The following is a 17,585-nucleotide window of genomic DNA, read 5'->3' on the forward strand; positions in this document are numbered from 1 at the left end:
GACTGAAAAGCCCCGATTCATCGGGGCTTTTCTTTGCCCCTGAACAATGTGTCTGTACCCTCGTTTCGAATAATCGATTATTTTGGCCGCACCCAGCCTGGCCATCACCGGAGATCGACCATGAGCAACACTACCCGCCGCACGCTGTCCGCCGCCTCTCTCGCCCTGACCCTCGGTTCCGCCCTGAACATCGCCGCCGTGCCGATGACCGCCCAGGCCGCCGACACCGAGAAATGCTTCGGCGTCGCCGCCAAGGGCCAGAACGATTGCGCCGCCGGTGCCGGCACCAGCTGCGCCGGCAGCTCGACCAAGGACAACCAGGGCAGCGCCTGGAAACTCGTGCCCAAGGGCACCTGCGAGAAAACCGCCAGCAGCACCTCGCCAACCGGCTTCGGTCAGTTGCAGGCTTTCGACGAAAAAGGCTGATCGCCAGTCCCGTTCGAGAACCGAAGATGTCGCCGTCAGCGCAATCCGAGCCGGCTGTTTGTGCTCGCGCCAACGCCCCAGGCCTGCTCCCACCCCGTGCAGGCCTGGGGCTCAAGGCCGAGCACTTCCAGATAATCGTGGAAAGCCGTCCCGACCTCGGTTTCTTCGAGGTGCATGCCGAGAACTACATGGTTGCCGGCGGCCCGTTCCATCACTACCTGGGACGGATTCGCGAAGACTATCCGCTGTCGCTGCATGGCGTCGGACTGTCCATCGGCAGTGAAGGCCCACTGGATCGAGAGCATCTCCAGCGCTTGGCCGCGCTGATCGAGCGTTACCAGCCACAGTCTTTTTCCGAACACCTGGCCTGGTCGAGCCACGGCCCGGTGTTTCTCAACGACCTGCTGCCGCTGGCCTATGACCCGGCCACCCTGCAACGGGTCTGCGAACATGTCGACCAGGTGCAAAACACACTGAAGCGCCCGATGCTGCTGGAGAACCCGGCGACCTACCTGCAGTTCCAGCGTTCGACCCTGGACGAGACGGACTTCATCAGCGAAGTCGTCCACCGTACGGGCTGCGGCCTGCTGCTGGACGTAAACAACGTGCATGTCTCCTGCATCAACCATCAGCGCGATGCCCTGGCCTATATCGAAGGCCTGCCGCTGCACGCGGTCAGCGAGATTCACCTGGCAGGTTTTGCCGAAGACCGTGACAACTTAGGCGACCGGCTGCTGATCGACGATCACGGCGCGCCCATCGACGCGGATGTCTGGGCGCTGTACCAGCAGGTCCTGACCCGGACCGGAGCGCAACCCACACTGATCGAACGCGACAACCACCTTCCCGCCTTCAGCGAACTGCTCGCCGAAGCCGCACAGGCCCAGGCCTTGCTCGATCTTGCCGAGGCCCGCCGATGAGCGACCAGGACACCTTCGGCGCGGCGCTGCTCGACCCGCAACAGCCCTGCCCGCCGGGTCTGTACAGCACCAACGGAGCCGACCCGGCCAGCCGTTTCGCGGTGTATCGCAACAACGTCCAGAGTTCGCTGATCAATGCCCTGGCCGACAGCTATCCGGTGGTCCAGGCACTGGTCGGGGAAGAGTTCTTTCGGGCCATGGCCGCCGTGCATGTCCGCCAGAGCCCACCCGGCAGCCCGGTCCTCAACGCCTACGGGCAGGACTTCGACGCGTTCATCCGCACCTTCGCCCCCGCCGCCAGCGTGCCCTACCTGGCCGATGTTGCCCGCCTGGAACGCTTGCGGATCAATGCCTGTCACGCCGCCGATGCAACGCCCCTGAGCCCGGAACAGATCGGCCGGCACCTGGCGGATCCCGAGTCCCTGGGCAGCCTGCGGGTCGGCTTGCAGCCCAGCGTCGCGGTACTGGAATCACCCTACGCGATGCTGTCGATCTGGCTGGCCCACCAGGGCGTCGGCCAACTGGAGCTGATCGACCCGAACTGCGCAGAAGCGGCCCTGATCCTGCGCTGTCAGTGGCAGGTCGAAGTGTTCAGGATCGATCATGCCAGCCAGGTATTCATCCGGCTTCTGCTGGATGGCCAGCGGCTGGAAACAGCCCTGGACAGTGCCCATGCGGCCAGTTGCACATTCGATCCGGCACAGACGCTGGGCCTGCTGATTCGCCACGGCGCCATCACCCGCATGCAGGCCGCGTGACTAAAGCTTGAGCCGCTCCAGCGCCTCGCTGCTGCGCTTGAACCAACCGACCAGATAATCGGCCAGCACCTGGGTGCGTCGGGGCAGCCCGCCCTGGTACGGATGCACCAGGTAGGCCGGCATATCGCGGGTGCGATAATCACGCAGCAACCAGCGCAAACGCCCATCAGCCAGCTCTGCGGCCAGGGCATAGGACGGCAAGCGGGCGATACCGGCACCGGCCAGCGCGGCTTTTTTCAGCAGGCTGTAGTGATTGCTGGCAAAGGGGCCGCCGACCCGCACCCGCACCAATTCATGCTGGCGATGGTATTGCCACTCCTCGCGACCGCTGTAGTGACTGTTGAGCAGGCAGCGGTGCTGGGCCAGTTCCTGGGGTGTCCGGGGCTCGCCGTAACGCTCGAGGTAGGCCGGACTGGCGCAGGTCATTTCGTTCATTACCAGCAGCGGGCGGGCCACCAGCCGTTCATCGTTGCCGACCTCGGTGCGAATCGCCAGGTCGAAACCTTCGCGCAGCAGATCGCGGAAATTGTTGCTCAGGTCCAGCTCGATCTGCACATCGGGATAATCCCGAGAGAACTCCAGCAGCAGGCCATCGAAGAAGGTTTCACCCAACGACACCGGCACCGTCATCCGTACCGGGCCGGCGATATCGTCCTTGAGCCGGGCCAGGGCCTGACGCGCCCGCTCCACCTGCACCACCAACGCCTGGGCCTGTGGCAACAGGGCCGCACCGGCGGCGGTGAGACTCAGGCGTCGAGTGGTACGGTGCAGCAACACCACCGCGAACTGTGCCTCCAGATGGCTGATGCGCTTGGACAACTGGCCCTTGCTGCAACCCAGTTGCTGGGCAGCCAGGGTGAAGCTGCCCGCATCGACCAGCACGGCAAAGGCGGCCAGATCATCCATTTCACTCACGGCATTGTTTCCAAAAGAAAACCAAAGGTTGCCTATTAGCAGGCTTATTCAGGGAAAAATCCAGCCTAGACTGACGACTCAATCCCCCTACAGGAGCAAGCGCAGGATGAAAATTCTCTTGATTGGCGCCAACGGCACCATCGGTTCGGCCATCGACAAGGAACTGGCCCCGCGACATGAAATCGTCAAGATCGGCCGCACCCGTGGCGACCTGCACGTGGATATCAGCGACAGCGCGTCGATTCGCAAGCTGTTCGAACAGACCGGCCAGTTCGATGCCCTGATCTGCGCTGCCGGCAACGTCAAGTTCGCTGCACTGGGTGAACTGAGCGAAGAGGATTTCGCCGTGGGCCTGCAGGACAAGCTGATGGGCCAGGTCAACCTGGTACGGATCGGCAGCGAGTACGCCAACGATAGCGCCTCGTTCACGTTGACCACCGGCATCCTCAGCCATGACCCGATCCGTTTCGGCGCCTCGGCCAGCCTGGTCAACGGTGCCATCGACAGCTTTGTCAAAGCCGCAGCCATCGAACTGCCGAGGGGCCTGCGGATCAACTCGGTGAGCCCGACCGTGCTGGTCGAGGCGATGGACAAGTACGCGCCGTACTTCCGTGGTTTCAAGCCCGTGCCGGCGGTGGACGTGGCCCTGGCCTACGCCAAAAGCGTGGAAGGCCTGCAGACCGGCCAGACCTATCGCGTCGGCTGAGCCCACTGGGTGGATGGGGTTGCCTGGTGCACCGCGTTGGCCGGTCTTGGGCTGCTGCGCAGTCCAGCGCGGGCAAGCCCGCTCGCCAGGATGGGCATGGCCTGGCAGTCGAGTCGATAGCGGGCTTGTGATGCGGGGCCAGGCTGGGTAACGTGGCGGCACTTGCCAGGAGACCCGATGATGCGTGCCGCCCGTTCCTTGATGATTTTCGCCCTGCCCCTGTTCGCCGCCGGTTGCCAGATGCTCGCCCCCTCCGGTCCGCATCCCACGGCCGGGCTGAACCGCATGCAGGGCGAACTGAGCAGCGTCGATGGCAAGCTGCTGTTCCAGCCCTGCCAGGAACAGCGCCGCTTCGTCGTCAACGACAGCGGTAACACCAGCATCGCCCAGGAAGCCGCCAGCTTCGCCGGCAAGCCCGGCAAATTGTTCGTCGACCTGCGCGGCAGCTTTTCCTCGAGCAAGGCCGATGGCTCCGATGGCCAACTGAACCTGCAACAACTCTATCGCCTGGAACGTGATACCGGCGGCTGCAGCGACCCCGATTTCCGCCGCCAGACCGTCATCGCCAGCGGCCACACGCCGGACTGGTCGTTCAAGGCCACCGGCAACGGCATGGTGCTCGAACGCGACAAACAGCCGCCACTGGTCCTGCCCTACCTGGAAGAACAACTGGGTGATGGGCGCTTCAGCCTCAGCACCGAAGCCAACAACCAGCACATCGAACTGTGGGTGGCTCCCCAGCGCTGTATCGACAGCACCACCGGCAGCCTGCGCAACCTGAGCGCGGAACTGCGGGTCAACGGCCAGGTGCAGCGCGGTTGCGCCACGTTCGGCGGCGCGCGCAACGACTGATTCGGACCAGCAGTCATTCAAGCCTCACGGAAAACCGTCGTTGGGGCTTATAATCTCCGGTTTGTTGTAAAGCCGGCGCGCCCGCGTGGCCCGCATACTGGACCCTGTCATGTTACGAATCACCGAACTCAAGCTGCCGCTCGACCACGCCGATGAAGACCTGCGGTCAGCCATCGTCCAGCGCCTGGGCATCGCCAGCGATGACCTGCTGGACTTCACCCTGTTCAAGCGCAGCTACGACGCCCGCAAGAAGTCGTCCGAAATGCTGTTCATCTACACCATCGACCTATCGGCACGGAACGAAGAAGCCCTGCTGAAAAAGTTCGCCGACGACCACAACGTCAATGTGGCCCCGGATGTCAGCTACAAGGTGGTCGGCCAAGCGCCGGCCGACCTGCGTGAGCGGCCGATCGTGGTCGGCTTCGGCCCCTGCGGCATCTTCGCCGGTCTGCTGCTGGCACAGATGGGCTTCAAACCGATCATCCTCGAACGCGGCAAGGAAGTTCGTGAGCGCACCAAGGATACCTGGGGCCTGTGGCGCAAGAACGTGCTCAACCCCGAGTCGAACGTGCAGTTCGGTGAAGGCGGTGCCGGAACCTTCTCCGACGGCAAGCTCTACAGCCAGATCAAGGACCCGCACCACCATGGTCGCAAAGTCTTGCACGAGTTCGTCAAGGCCGGCGCGCCGCAAGAGATTCTCTACGTCAGCAAGCCGCACATCGGTACCTTCCGCCTGACCGGCATGGTCGAGAACATGCGCAAGGAAATCGAGGCCCTGGGCGGTGAAGTGCGCTTCCAGCAGCGCGTTACCGACCTGCTGATCGACGACGGCCAACTGACCGGCGTGATCCTCGACAGTGGCGAACAACTCGACTCGCAGCATGTGGTTCTGGCCCTCGGGCACAGTGCCCGCGATACCTTCCGCATGCTTAACGGCCGCGGGGTGTTCATGGAGGCCAAGCCGTTCTCCATCGGTTTCCGTATCGAACACCCACAGTCGCTGATCGACAGCGCGCGTCTTGGCAAGTATGCCGGGCACCCGAAACTCGGCGCCGCCGACTACAAGCTGGTGCACCACGCCAAGAACGGCCGCTCGGTCTACAGTTTCTGCATGTGCCCGGGCGGCACCGTGGTGGCGGCGACCTCCGAGCCGAACCGGGTGGTGACCAATGGCATGAGCCAGTACTCGCGTAACGAGCGCAACGCCAACTCCGGCATCGTCGTCGGCATCACCCCGGAAGTGGATTATCCGGGCGGTCCACTGGCCGGCATCGAGCTGCAGGAGCGCCTGGAATCCCTCGCGTTCGTACTGGGCGGCAGCAACTATGAAGCCCCGGCGCAACTGGTCGGCGACTTCATCGCCGGCAAACCGTCGACTGCCGTCGGCAGCGTCGAACCCTCCTACAAACCGGGCGTAGCCCTCGGTGACCTGGCGCTGGCCTTGCCGGACTTCGCCATCGAGGCCATCCGCGAAGCACTGCCGGCCTTCGAGCGGCAGATCAAGGGCTACTCGCTGCACGATGCAGTCCTGACCGGGATTGAGACCCGTACTTCGTCGCCGCTCCGGATCACCCGCGACGCGTCGCTGCAGAGCCTGAACGTCAAGGGCCTGTTCCCGGCGGGCGAAGGCGCCGGTTATGCCGGCGGGATTCTCTCGGCCGGTGTCGACGGTATCCGTATCGCCGAAGCGGTGGCGCGCAATATCCTCGGGATCGAGGCCTGAGGTTCGCCGCCATGAGCTACAGCGTCTCGCCCATCGGTTTCGTACGCTCCTGCTTCAAGGAGAAGTTCGCCATCCCCCGCCAGCCGCAACTGGCGCCGGCGGCACGGGGTGTACTGGAACTGGTGGCACCGTTCGACCAGGGCGATGCCGTCCAGGGGCTGGAGCAGGTCAGCCATGTCTGGCTGCTGTTCCTGTTCCACCAGGCCCTGGAGGACAAGCCGCGGCTCAAGGTCCGGCCACCGCGCCTGGGGGGCAACAAATCCATCGGTGTGTTTGCCACGCGCGCGACGCATCGGCCCAACGGCATCGGTCAGTCGGTGGTCCGGCTGGACAAGGTCGAAGGCCATCGGCTGTGGATCTCGGGTATCGACCTGCTGGACGGCACGCCGATCCTCGATATCAAGCCCTACGTGCCCTATGCCGACAGCGTGGCCACGGCCGTCAACGACATCGCCAGCGCGGCACCACAGCTGATTCCCGTACAGTGGACGGATAACGCCCTACAACAGGCCCAAACGCACGCCCAGCGCCTTGGCGAGCCACTGGTCGAGCTGATCGAGCAGTGTCTGGCCCAGGACCCGCGCCCGGCTTACCAGACACCCACGCCCGAACGTGAATACGGCGCGCAGTTCTGGGACCTGGATGTGCGCTGGCACTACCCGCAGGCAGGTGTGATCCGCGTGCTGGAAGTCGTCCCCGCCGAATAGAAACGCCAGAAACGAAAAAGCCCGCGCTGCCTTTCGGCAACGCGGGCTTTTTCTGTGGGACGCTTACTTCTCGACGAACGCACGCTCGATCAGGTAGTCGCCCGGCTCGCGCATGCGTGGCGAAACGGTCAGGCCGAAGCTGTTGAGCACTTCGCTGGTCTCGTCGAGCATGCTCGGGCTGCCACACAGCATCGCGCGGTCATCCTGCGGGTTGATCGGCGGCAGGCCGATGTCGCGGAACAGTTTACCGCTGCGCATCAGGTCGGTCAGACGACCTTCGTTCTCGAACGGCTCGCGGGTCACGGTCGGGTAGTAGATCAGCTTCTCACGCAGCGCTTCACCAAAGAATTCGTTCTGTGGCAGGTGCTCGGTGATGAATTCGCGGTAGGCGACTTCGTTGACGTAACGCACGCCGTGGCACAGGATGACCTTCTCGAAACGCTCGTAGGTTTCCGGGTCCTGAATCACGCTCATGAAGGGCGCGAGACCAGTGCCGGTGCTCAGCAGGTACAGATGCTTGCCCGGCTTGAGGTCGTCGAGGACCAGTGTGCCGGTAGGCTTCTTGCTGATGATGATCTCATCGCCTTCCTTCAGGTGCTGCAATTGCGAGGTCAGTGGACCATCCGGCACCTTGATGCTGAAGAACTCGAGATGCTCTTCCCAGTTCGGGCTGGCAATCGAGTAGGCGCGCATCAGTGGCCGGCCGTTGGGCTGCTGCAGGCCGATCATCACGAACTGACCGTTTTCGAAGCGCAGCCCAGGGTCGCGGGTGCACTTGAAGCTGAACAGAGTGTCGTTCCAGTGGTGAACACTGAGGACACGCTCGTGATTCATGTTGCTCATTGGGATGGGGCTCCTGGAGATTTGGCCTGCGCTATCAATGAGCGCAATTGCATAGCATTCTAATGGCGGCGACAATATCTGTTAAATGCATTATCAAGATAAGGGTTATCGGTTATATCGATATGCGATTTACTCTCCGTCAACTACAAGTATTCGTCGCCGTCGCCCAGCAGGAAAGCGTATCACGCGCCGCTGGCCTGCTGGCGCTTTCCCAGTCCGCCGCGAGCACCTCGATCACCGAGCTGGAACGCCAATCGAGCTGCCAATTGTTCGACCGTGCCGGCAAGCGCCTGAGCCTCAACGCCCTGGGCAAGCAACTGCTGCCGCAGGCCGTGGCACTGCTGGACCAGGCCAAGGAAATCGAGGATCTGCTCAACGGCAAGTCCGGCTTCGGTTCCCTCGCCGTGGGCGCCACCCTGACCATCGGCAACTACCTGGCAACCCTGCTGATCGGCAGCTTCATGCAACTGCACCCGGAGAGCCAGGTGAAGCTGCATGTGCAGAACACCGCGAACATTGTGCAACAGGTGGCGCACTACGAAATTGACCTGGGTCTGATCGAAGGCGACTGCAGCCACCCCGATATCGAGGTGCAGAGCTGGGTCGAGGATGATCTGGTGGTGTTCTGCGCGCCTCAGCACCCATTGGCCCAACGCGGTCGCGCGAGCATGGAGGAGCTGACCCGTGAAGCCTGGATCCTGCGTGAACAGGGTTCCGGCACCCGCTTGACCTTTGACCAGGCCATGCGTCATCACCGCAGTGCGCTGAACGTCCGCCTGGAACTGGAGCACACCGAGGCCATCAAGCGTGCGGTGGAATCGGGACTGGGGATCGGCTGCATCTCGCGCCTGGCCCTGCGCGACGCGTTCCGCCGCGGCAGCCTGGTGGCAGTGGAGACCCCGGAGCTGGACCTGGCGCGGCAGTTCTACTTCATCTGGCACAAGCAGAAATACCAAACCTCGGCGATGCGCGAGTTCCTCGAGCTGTGCCGCAACCTCACCGCCGGCGTACGCCGCAGCGATGAGATCGTGCTGCCCATTCTGGTCTAGTCGCCTGCGTGGCTCATTCGCTGGTTCAACGTCGAATCGGCCACTAGCGCGGGTTAGAGCAGGATCACCGCCCAGACCAGGGCAATCATGCTCAAGGCCACGAACTGCGCAGCGCTGCCCATGTCCTTGGCGTTTTTCGACAAGGGGTGACGGTCGAGGGAGATCCGGTCGATCGCCGCTTCCACCGCCGAGTTGAGCAACTCGACGATCAGCGCCAACAGGCACACGGCGATCAACAGCGCACGCTCGACCCGACTGACGTTCAGAAAGAACGCCAACGGAACCAGGATCACATTCAACAGGACCAGTTGGCGGAACGCCGCTTCGCCCGTGAAGGCGGCGCGCAGGCCATCCAGGGAATATCCCGATGCATTGAGGATACGTTTTAAACCGGTTTGACCTTTAAAAGGCGACGACATAGATAGGCAACTGACAGAAATAGTGTAGGAAAGCTAGTTCAACAAAAGTCAAAAAAGCGTGAATGCCCGGCGCTTTACTGGCTCGAAATTGACTCAAGTTGTTGCAGAAGCAGTGCCGCCTGAGTCCGAGTGCGAACGCCCAGCTTGCGGAAGATCGCCGTCACATGCGCCTTGATGGTCGCCTCGGAAACGCTCAACTCGTAGGCGATCTGTTTGTTCAGCAAACCTTCGCAGACCATGGTCAAGACGCGGAACTGCTGCGGCGTCAGGCTCGATAGCCCGGCACTCGCTGCCTTGGCCTCGTCGGAAACGCTGACCGCCTCGAACGCCTGGGGCGGCCACCAGACCTCGCCATCGAGCACAGTGCGCACGGCTTGCTGAATCACTTCCAGGGAACTGGACTTGGGAATGAAACCGCTGGCGCCGAACTCGCGAGAGCGCACCACCACTGCAGCCTCTTCCTGAGCCGAGACCATCACCACCGGAATCTGCGGATATTGGCCACGCAACAGCACCAGGCCGGAGAAGCCATAGGCACCAGGCATGTTCAGGTCCAGCAGGACCAGGTCCCAGTCAGCCTTCTCGGTCAGGCGGGTTTCCAGCTCGGCGATGCTCGCCACCTCCACCAGTCGTACGTCAGGGCCAAGCCCAAGGGTCAAGGCCTGGCGCAGCGCACTGCGAAAAAGAGGATGGTCATCGGCGATCAGGATTTCGTATGTGGTCATTTTTCAAATGATCCTGTTTTTAGGCGAGTACCGAACAGGTCGATACACGCCGAGGCATCTCGAAGCGACAGCCCGAAAAGGCCATGCGCCAAAGGGCACGTTACACGCCTGGAGCCCTGAAGAGCCGGCGTTTGAACATTCTGCCGCACCCGAATCGGCGCCCAGCATGCCCAGCGCAGCCGGGGTGGTCAAGTTCGATGCTTTACGGCAAAGTCACCGGCTACCTGACAAGAGTGCCATTATGCGAAGCCAAGCCCTGCGCGCCGATATCCTGATGCTGCTGACCGCCATGATCTGGGGCTCCGGTTTTGTCGCACAAACGTCGGGGATGGAACATATCGGCCCCTTCCTCTTTTCCGGCCTGCGCTTCGCCCTCGGCTCACTGTGCCTGTTACCGTTGGTATTGCGCCGCAATCCCCGGCAGATCCGTCCCGAGCCTTTTCTCACCCGTAGCCTGCTGCTTGGCGGCCTATTGATGGGGCTGGCTCTGGCGGTGGGTATCAACCTGCAACAGGTCGGTCTGCTGTTCACCACCGTGACCAATGCCGGTTTCATCACCGGCCTCTATGTCATTGTCGTGCCGCTGCTGGGACTGCTCATCGGCCACAAGACGGGCCTGGGCACCTGGCTCGGAGCGGTGCTCGCGGTGGTCGGCATGTTCCTGCTGAGCGTCGGCGAGCAGTTCCAGGTGTCGCCGGGAGACTGGCTGCAACTGATCGGTGCCTTTGTCTGGGGCGGGCATGTGATTCTGGTCGGCGTGTTCGCCAAGCGCCACGACGTGATCCGCCTGGCGTTCCTGCAGTTCGCCACCTGTGCCGTGGTCAGCCTGCTGCTGGCCCTGTGCCTTGAACCGATCCAGTGGTCGGCCATCGTCGCGGCCGGTCCGGCGATCCTCTATGGCGGCATCGTTGCGGTCGCCATCGGCTATACCCTGCAGGTCATCGCGCAGAAGGATGCGATTGCCTCCCACGCAGCGATCATTTTCTCGCTGGAGGCGGTGTTTGCTGCCATTGCCGGGGCCTGGTTGCTCAACGAGTCTCTGCACCTGCGTGGCTATATTGGCTGCACACTGATGCTCGCCGGCATGCTGATCGCTCAGCTCTGGCCGCGAGCAGAAGCTACGGCGTCGGCAGAAAGGGCCTGAGTTGCCGGTGCACTTCATCGTCCAGATCAAGCGGCAGCTGGAACTTGGCGCCCAGATAATGAGTGGTGAAGACCTCCAGCAAGGCGCTGACCGCCTCGCCGGCACGGGTATCTCCGGCCAACTCCAGACAGAGCGCGCCGACTTCCGCCGTGCAGAAATGGTCATCACGCTTGGAACGACGCAGCTTGTAGCGTGACAACTGTTCCGACTCCAGGCTCAGCACCGGAAAGCGCTCCAGGTACGGGCTCTTGCGAAACATCTTGCGGGCTTCAGTCCAGGTCGCATCCAGCAGAATGAACAACGGCCGCTTACCCTCGACAGGCAGCACCTCGGTCACCACCCGCTGCGGCGCGACGAACTCACCAGGGAACACGATAAACGGCTGCCATTGCGGATCGTCCAGCAGCGCCAGCAATTGCGGGTCGACTTCCGTGCGCGACCAACTGAAAGCCGTGGTATCGCCCAGCACGTCAGCAATCAACCAGCCGGTGTTGCTCGGTTTCATCGGCTCGACATCGTGCATCAACAGGCACACCGCCGAACGTGCGTCGACCCGCGGGAGCCAGTCACACAGGCAATACTGTGGAATCACACGACAGCCCTCACAACGCTCGGCTCGCGAGCCACGGGCAGTGAACGGCGCTTTCGCGCGGGCCAGACGTTCGGTGCGCAGGCGGGAAACGGCGTGGCTCATAGCAGGCTACACCGGCAGGAAGAACGGTTGAACACGAAAGATACGACCCACTGCGGTAAAAAGTCTGCGCAGTCTAACAGAGGCAGTAGTCGGGTTTGGTTCGCGAGATGTCGACATTTCCTTCAATCATCAGCTAGTAGGTCTTACAAGCGACCTCTATACTTCGCGACCACTGAACGCACAGCCCGGTAACGGGTCGAAGCAACAGTCACTGAACCAGGAGAGTTGCATGCTGCGCCTTACCGTACCGTCCATCGCCCTTTTGCTGGCGTTGCCTTTCAGTGCCCAGGCGGCCTCGCTGAAGGATTTCGAACTGAACAATATGCTCAAGGACGTCGCGCAGAAGAGCAACGAAAGCCTGCCCCGCGAACTCAACGAACACATCCTGGAAGTTGCCTACACGGTCGAAGACAATCAGTTGATCGACCACCTCAGCGTGCAATCGGACTACGCCCAAAGCATGCGGGACAACGCCAAGGCGGTCTACCTGCAGTTGGGTGCCAGCGTCTGCCGCAACACCAACTACCGCAAGCTGATGGCCAAGGGCGCAGTGATGCGCTACGAGTTCACCGAGAACAAGAGCAATCGCCCCGTCGCATCCGCCCGTTTCGTGGAAAGCGACTGCCCGAAAGAAACCCCAGCGAAGAAAAAATGATCACTGCCGGGCCTGGCGCCGCTGTTCATCATCGGCGCGCAGTTCCGCCACCAGCGCCTGCAGATAACGCGAGCGCCGCTGCCCACCGTCCAGGCGCCGCAGACATTCGTCTTCAAGGCTGAGCTGATTCAGTTGGGCGGCTATCTGCAACAGCTGATACAGCTCGTTCTCGACCTCCAGTACCATCCTCATTAGCCCCCCTACTCCCTCTCCGAAACACGGCCTGAAACTGCCTGGGCAGCAAAGCGCATCCGCCCCACTCCACATCAAGTAAATCAGAGCGGGCACTCGGGGACAGCACTTCTGACGAGCGGCGACAATCGCCTAAGGCATGACAACAAGCGGTTGCCAGACCAGACTTCATGGGCCCATGATCAATTCGCCAGTTGTCATGCAAAGTCATCAGACTGGGCATACAGCGACACATGCAGTGTCGCGGCGGCGACGATGATTTCGATGCCGCCAGAGGGTCTGCGTAGAAGGAGAATATGAATGCCTTACGAACCGGATGATTTCCTGTCCCGTCATTTCCAGAATAACGGCGTCGACCTCACAAGCCAGGTCGAAGAACAACTCAAACAGATTGCCCCCGACAGCCCCAACCTTACGCTTTACCGCGACATGATGCTGACCGTCCTGCGCATGGCCCAGGACGACCGCAATCGCTGGAACGCCAAGATCGTCCTGCAGGCCTTGCGCGAACTGGAGAACGCCTTCCGAGTGCTGGATCAGTTCAAGGGGCGCCGCAAGGTGACCGTGTTCGGCTCCGCCCGTACGCCCATCGAGCATCCCTTGTATGCTCAGGCCCGCGAGCTGGGAGCTGCACTGGCCAAGTCCGACCTGATGGTCATTACCGGCGCCGGTGGCGGTATCATGGCCGCCGCCCATGCAGGGGCCGGCCTGGATCACAGCCTCGGGTTCAACATCACCCTGCCCTTCGAGCAACATGCGAACCCGACCGTCGACGGTACCGTCAATCTGCTGTCGTTCCACTTTTTCTTTACCCGCAAACTGTTCTTCGTCAAGGAGGCCAACGCACTGGTCTTGTGCCCGGGCGGATTCGGCACCCTCGATGAAGCGCTGGAAGTGCTGACCCTGATCCAGACCGGCAAGAGCCCGCTGGTGCCGGTGGTGCTCCTGGATACGCCCGGCGGTAACTTCTGGCAAAGCGCCATCGACTTTATCCGCAACCAGTTGGAGGACAATCGCTACATCCTGCCCAACGACCTGAAACTGGTCCGCCTGGTCTACAGCGCTGACGAGGCCGTGGCGCAAATCAACCAGTTCTACAGCAACTTCCACTCCAGCCGCTGGCTGAAGAACCAGTTCGTGATTCGCATGAACCATCCGCTGAACGAACAGGCACTGGCACAACTCGACACGTCGTTCGCCGATCTGTGTGTCAGTGGTGGTTTCCATCAGCATGGCTACGCTGGCGAGGAACACGATGAAGCGCAATTCAGCCATTTATCGCGGCTGGCGTTTCACTTCACGGCGCGGGATCAGGGGCGTCTGCGGGAACTGGTGGATTTCATCAACCAGCCGGAAAACTGGAGCAAGCCCACGACAACGGCGCAACCGCGCGTACGGGAACCGATCAAGGTAACCTGATCAGTCATCCAGCCCTCGGCCGATCAACAAGCGGCCGATCATGTCCATGGAATAACCCCGATAACTGAGAAAGCGTCCCTGCTGGGCACGCTCGCGGGCGTCTGCTGGCAGGCGCCCGGCAAACTTGCGTCGCCAGGTGTCTTCCAACTGCGCCTGCCAGTCGAAACCGCTTTCGCGTAGAGCCAACTCGATATCGGTGCGCTGCAGGCCACGCTGGCTCAACTCTTCGCGAATACGCAGAGGGCCATAGCCGGAACGGGCACGGTAGGAAACGAAGCTTTCGAGGTAACGGGACTCTGACAGCAAGCCCTCTTCCGTCAAGCGGTCGAGTTCAGTGTCGATCAGTTCAGGCGGGGCACCTCGCTGACGCAACTTGCGCGTCAGCTCGACTCGACCATGCTCGCGTCGCGCGAGCAGGTCCATTGCAGCACGCCGTACGGCGACCGGGGTATCCAGTACGGCACTCATCGGCTCACTCAGATGTCGGCGTCAGCCAGATCGTCTTCGGTTTCGTCGGCGGTTGCAGCGCCTTTGCTGGCCTCGGCCACTGCGCCGGCATTGAGCAGCTTGTCACGCAGTTGCTTTTCGAGGGTCGCCGCGACTTCCGGGTTTTCCGCCAGGAACTTGGCCGAGTTGGCCTTGCCTTGACCGATCTTGCTACCGTTGTAGCTGTACCAGGCACCCGACTTTTCAACGAAACCGTGCAGCACGCCCAAGTCGATCATCTCGCCATTGAGGTAGATGCCCTTGCCGTAGAGAATCTGGAACTCGGCCTGACGGAACGGCGAAGCCACCTTGTTCTTCACGACCTTGACGCGGGTTTCGCTACCCACCACTTCATCGCCTTCCTTCACCGCGCCGGTACGGCGGATGTCCAGACGAACCGAGGCGTAGAACTTCAGCGCGTTACCACCGGTGGTGGTTTCAGGGCTGCCGAACATCACGCCGATCTTCATGCGGATCTGGTTGATGAAGATGACCAGGCAGTTGGCGTTCTTGATGTTGCCGGTGATCTTGCGCAGCGCCTGGGACATCAGGCGAGCCTGCAGACCGACGTGCATGTCGCCCATCTCGCCTTCGATTTCAGCCTTGGGTACCAGGGCCGCCACGGAGTCGACGATGATGACGTCGACCGCGTTGGAGCGCACCAGCATGTCGGTGATTTCAAGGGCCTGTTCGCCGGTATCCGGCTGGGAAACCAACAGGTCGTCGACATTGACGCCCAGCTTGCCGGCGTATTCCGGGTCCAGGGCGTGTTCGGCGTCGACGAAGGCGCACGTGGCGCCAGCTTTCTGGGCCTGAGCGATGACGGAAAGCGTCAGGGTAGTCTTACCCGAGGATTCCGGACCGTAGATTTCCACGATACGGCCCTTTGGCAGGCCGCCGATGCCGAGAGCGATGTCCAGGCCCAGGGAACCGGTGGAGATCGAAGGGATCGCCTGACGGTCATGATCGCCCATACGCATCACGGCACCCTTGCCGAATTGACGTTCGATCTGACCCAAGGCCGCAGCCAAGGCTTTCTTCTTGTTGTCGTCCATTAAAGTCCTCACGTAATCAATAAGGCCTGTGACGGCCAACACCTGTATAAGTAGCCAGTATTATTCCACAGCCTTGGCGACTCGCCTACCCCCGATTTGCGATTTCTGCTTCCGCCCGTCGCAACAGCCCTTCCAGCGCGGCCTTTACGGTCTGGCGCCGGACCGCGTCGCGATCGCCAGGGAACTGCCGACGCTCGCTGCTCAGCTCATCGCCGACAGCCCAGGCCAGCCAGACGGTGCCCACCGGTTTCTCGGCGGAACCGCCGTCCGGCCCGGCCACGCCACTGACCGCCACGGCAAAACGCGCCGCACTGTGCGTCTGGGCGCCACGGACCATGGCCTCGACCACCTCGCGGCTGACCGCGCCGACCTGGCCGAACAACGCCTCGGGCACCTGCAACTGGCGGGTCTTCTGCTGGTTGGAGTAGGTCACGTAGCCGGCCTCGAACCAGGCCGAACTGCCGGGAATCCGCGTGATCGCCTCGGCGATGCCGCCGCCGGTGCAGGACTCGGCGGTAGTGACCTGCGCCTTGAGGGTCTGCAGGCGCTTGCCGAGTTCGGCGGCAAGCTGGGTGATATCGTCCACGTTGCTCTCCTGTCTGAAGATAAACCGCGCCCTGCTTTTTTCTGTGGGGGCCGGCTTGCTGGCGATAGCGATCTTACGGAAGCCATAGGCATCAGTGGCTGGCCGCCTTTGGCGGATCGCCAGCAAGCCGGCTCCCACAAGGGTCGCGCCTGCACCCTGAGGCGGTTTCGCAAAATGAATACCCTACACGAGCCCCTCGGGCTTTCAAGCCGCGCTTTGCATCAGGATGTCAGTGCGAGACCTTGGCGGCATACACCTGGCAGGCCTGCAGGGCAATCAGGGCGCGGTCGCCGTCGTCGGTGATGGCGATAATTCGTTGAGCATGCGCCGGGTCAAGTCGGGCGCGTGGGGCTGCATGAACCACGCCGACGGTGGCGGAGGTGGCAGGCAGTGCACAACCGCTGGCGGGGTCGCTGCTATCGAGGAGGACTGACAGCCGCAGATCGGCAGTAGCCAGGCGATCACGCAGGCGAGCCTGATCCTGTTGCACATCGTTCAGCTCCTTGGAATGGGTTTGATCGCTGACCTGGAGCTGCTGCTCCAGCGCCAGACGTTTATCCTGCTCGGTACGCTGTTGCGTCACCGCGGCAAGGGAAATCTGCTTGAGCGCATCAGCCTGCAACCGGGCTTGATGCTCCAGTTGCAGGCCGTAACGCAAGCCTTGAATCCGCCAGGCCAATGCCGCCGAACCACCGGCCACCAGGGCCAGCAGCACGACGACAGCGAACAGACGGTAAGGCGCCGGGATCAGGTCGAGGAGGCGCATAACACCGCCCTCGCCCGCGCCCAGAGCTGCAGGCGGTCATCGAGGCCGTTCAGGCCGCCGTTGGTCCTGCGGGTGATGCTGTTGAACTGGTCGGCATCGGCCAACCCGTTCAACCCTTGCTGTTCCCAGAACCAGGCCGCCGATTCGGCGGCCCATTGTGGCTGTTCCAGCAGCTCCGGCTGTTGCAACAGACGCTCGTCGCCGAACAGCGCAAGGCTGCATTGACGATAGTTGCTGCGACCGGTGATCTGGATCAGCCCGCGACCGCGATAGCGTTGGCCATCGCCGTCGGCGTCCGGGGTGTTGCCCAGGCGAATCGCCAGGGTGCCCGTGTCGTACTTGCTCAGGTACTGGTCACTGCCCAGCTCACGCACGTAGCGCAGTTGCGCGGATTCATGGCCCACTTGGGCCAGAAAGGCGGCGATGCGCTTGGGGGTGGTGATGTCGTGCCGGGACATGGCGGTGTTGAGAGCGGGTACGAAAACGCCGGCTTTGGGGCCGGCGTTGGGCATGATTTGCAGCAATTGCTGCTCGGTAACGGGCAT

Annotated in this window: 22 protein-coding genes; 11 read left to right on the top strand and 11 right to left on the bottom strand. The window is 62.2% G+C overall.

Translation table 11 applies throughout. From position 1 onward, the window contains the following. Positions 1-120: 120 nt before the first annotated feature. From BLU37_RS00415 to BLU37_RS00425, 3 genes are read left to right on the top strand one after another with little or no spacing between them, the layout of a single operon-like run. On the top strand, positions 121-426 hold the full coding sequence (locus BLU37_RS00415) for a BufA1 family periplasmic bufferin-type metallophore (protein WP_090201899.1): 306 nt from the start codon (positions 121-123) through the stop codon (positions 424-426). 26 nt (positions 427-452) lie between these two features. Then, on the top strand, positions 453-1,346 hold the full coding sequence (bufB, locus tag BLU37_RS00420; RefSeq protein ID WP_090201900.1) for an MNIO family bufferin maturase: 894 nt from the start codon (positions 453-455) through the stop codon (positions 1,344-1,346). Beyond that, positions 1,343-2,104 (top strand): HvfC/BufC N-terminal domain-containing protein, encoded by a 762-nt coding sequence (locus BLU37_RS00425; RefSeq protein WP_090201901.1) that lies wholly within the window; start codon positions 1,343-1,345, stop codon positions 2,102-2,104. Before bufB ends, BLU37_RS00425 begins: the two co-directional genes overlap by 4 nt. On the opposite strand, the gene BLU37_RS00430 is transcribed toward BLU37_RS00425, so the two are convergent. Next, positions 2,105-3,019 (bottom strand): LysR family transcriptional regulator, encoded by a 915-nt coding sequence (locus BLU37_RS00430; protein ID WP_090201902.1) that lies wholly within the window; start codon positions 3,017-3,019, stop codon positions 2,105-2,107. Between the two features lie 106 nt (positions 3,020-3,125). On the opposite strand from BLU37_RS00430, the gene BLU37_RS00435 reads away from it, so the two are divergent. The 4 genes from BLU37_RS00435 (at position 3,126) to tsaA (ending at position 7,007) form a co-directional block, all read left to right on the top strand. Further along, entirely contained in the window at positions 3,126-3,725 is a 600-nt protein-coding gene (locus tag BLU37_RS00435) for a short chain dehydrogenase (RefSeq protein ID WP_090201903.1), read from the top strand. Between the two features lie 180 nt (positions 3,726-3,905). Continuing rightward, complete coding sequence (locus BLU37_RS00440) at positions 3,906-4,577, top strand: COG3650 family protein (RefSeq protein ID WP_172833076.1); 672 nt, start codon at positions 3,906-3,908, stop codon at positions 4,575-4,577. Between the two features lie 109 nt (positions 4,578-4,686). Beyond that, entirely contained in the window at positions 4,687-6,300 is a 1,614-nt protein-coding gene (locus BLU37_RS00445; RefSeq protein WP_090201905.1) for an NAD(P)/FAD-dependent oxidoreductase, read from the top strand. 11 nt (positions 6,301-6,311) lie between these two features. Then, complete coding sequence (gene tsaA, locus BLU37_RS00450; RefSeq protein ID WP_090201906.1) at positions 6,312-7,007, top strand: tRNA (N6-threonylcarbamoyladenosine(37)-N6)-methyltransferase TrmO; 696 nt, start codon at positions 6,312-6,314, stop codon at positions 7,005-7,007. A 63-nt stretch (positions 7,008-7,070) separates the two neighbouring features. Here the strand turns inward: tsaA and fpr are convergent, their stop codons facing one another. Next, complete coding sequence (gene fpr, locus BLU37_RS00455) at positions 7,071-7,850, bottom strand: ferredoxin-NADP reductase (protein ID WP_003198368.1); 780 nt, start codon at positions 7,848-7,850, stop codon at positions 7,071-7,073. Between the two features lie 122 nt (positions 7,851-7,972). Here fpr and BLU37_RS00460 point away from each other — a divergent pair, with 122 nt between their 5' ends. After that, positions 7,973-8,899 carry a LysR family transcriptional regulator gene (locus BLU37_RS00460; protein WP_172832985.1) on the top strand — a complete coding sequence of 309 codons (927 nt, stop codon included), beginning with the start codon at positions 7,973-7,975 and terminating at the stop codon, positions 8,897-8,899. Between the two features lie 53 nt (positions 8,900-8,952). Here the strand turns inward: BLU37_RS00460 and BLU37_RS00465 are convergent, their stop codons facing one another. Continuing rightward, entirely contained in the window at positions 8,953-9,318 is a 366-nt protein-coding gene (locus BLU37_RS00465) for a diacylglycerol kinase (protein ID WP_010451281.1), read from the bottom strand. Between the two features lie 74 nt (positions 9,319-9,392). Then, positions 9,393-10,043, bottom strand: a complete 651-nt coding sequence (erdR, locus tag BLU37_RS00470) for a response regulator transcription factor ErdR (RefSeq protein WP_010451279.1) — start codon at positions 10,041-10,043, stop codon at positions 9,393-9,395. Positions 10,044-10,284: 241 nt separating this feature from the next. On the opposite strand from erdR, the gene BLU37_RS00475 reads away from it, so the two are divergent. After that, the gene (locus BLU37_RS00475; protein WP_090201908.1) at positions 10,285-11,187 is read left to right on the top strand and encodes a DMT family transporter; all 903 of its coding nucleotides are present in this window, start codon (positions 10,285-10,287) and stop codon (positions 11,185-11,187) included. Here the strand turns inward: BLU37_RS00475 and BLU37_RS00480 are convergent. Beyond that, entirely contained in the window at positions 11,162-11,881 is a 720-nt protein-coding gene (locus BLU37_RS00480; protein ID WP_010451275.1) for a tRNA-uridine aminocarboxypropyltransferase, read from the bottom strand. The two genes, BLU37_RS00475 and BLU37_RS00480, sit on opposite strands and share 26 nt — an antisense overlap. Before the next feature lie 229 nt (positions 11,882-12,110). Between BLU37_RS00480 and BLU37_RS00485 the strand changes: the two genes are divergently transcribed. Further along, a complete protein-coding gene (locus BLU37_RS00485) occupies positions 12,111-12,536 on the top strand; it encodes a PA3611 family quorum-sensing-regulated virulence factor (RefSeq protein WP_010451273.1) in 426 nt (141 codons plus the stop codon). Here the strand turns inward: BLU37_RS00485 and BLU37_RS00490 are convergent, their stop codons facing one another. After that, positions 12,537-12,722 carry a hypothetical protein gene (locus BLU37_RS00490; protein ID WP_010451271.1) on the bottom strand — a complete coding sequence of 62 codons (186 nt, stop codon included), beginning with the start codon at positions 12,720-12,722 and terminating at the stop codon, positions 12,537-12,539. A 306-nt stretch (positions 12,723-13,028) separates the two neighbouring features. On the opposite strand from BLU37_RS00490, the gene BLU37_RS00495 reads away from it, so the two are divergent. Then, the gene (locus BLU37_RS00495) at positions 13,029-14,147 is read left to right on the top strand and encodes an LOG family protein (protein WP_090201909.1); all 1,119 of its coding nucleotides are present in this window, start codon (positions 13,029-13,031) and stop codon (positions 14,145-14,147) included. Here the strand turns inward: BLU37_RS00495 and recX are convergent, their stop codons facing one another. The 5 genes from recX to BLU37_RS00520 form a co-directional block, all read right to left on the bottom strand. Then, positions 14,148-14,615, bottom strand: a complete 468-nt coding sequence (recX, locus tag BLU37_RS00500; protein ID WP_090201910.1) for a recombination regulator RecX — start codon at positions 14,613-14,615, stop codon at positions 14,148-14,150. 8 nt (positions 14,616-14,623) lie between these two features. Beyond that, positions 14,624-15,688, bottom strand: coding sequence for a recombinase RecA (recA, locus tag BLU37_RS00505; protein ID WP_010451267.1), 1,065 nt, complete (start codon positions 15,686-15,688; stop codon positions 14,624-14,626). Positions 15,689-15,773: 85 nt separating this feature from the next. Then, on the bottom strand, positions 15,774-16,274 hold the full coding sequence (locus BLU37_RS00510) for a CinA family protein (protein ID WP_026007865.1): 501 nt from the start codon (positions 16,272-16,274) through the stop codon (positions 15,774-15,776). A 229-nt stretch (positions 16,275-16,503) separates the two neighbouring features. Beyond that, on the bottom strand, positions 16,504-17,040 hold the full coding sequence (locus BLU37_RS00515; protein ID WP_090201911.1) for a lysis system i-spanin subunit Rz: 537 nt from the start codon (positions 17,038-17,040) through the stop codon (positions 16,504-16,506). Beyond that, complete coding sequence (locus tag BLU37_RS00520; RefSeq protein WP_090201912.1) at positions 17,022-17,585, bottom strand: glycoside hydrolase family 19 protein; 564 nt, start codon at positions 17,583-17,585, stop codon at positions 17,022-17,024. Before BLU37_RS00520 ends, BLU37_RS00515 begins: the two co-directional genes overlap by 19 nt.

This window comes from Pseudomonas asplenii (assembly GCF_900105475.1).
Taxonomy (GTDB): domain Bacteria; phylum Pseudomonadota; class Gammaproteobacteria; order Pseudomonadales; family Pseudomonadaceae; genus Aquipseudomonas; species Aquipseudomonas asplenii.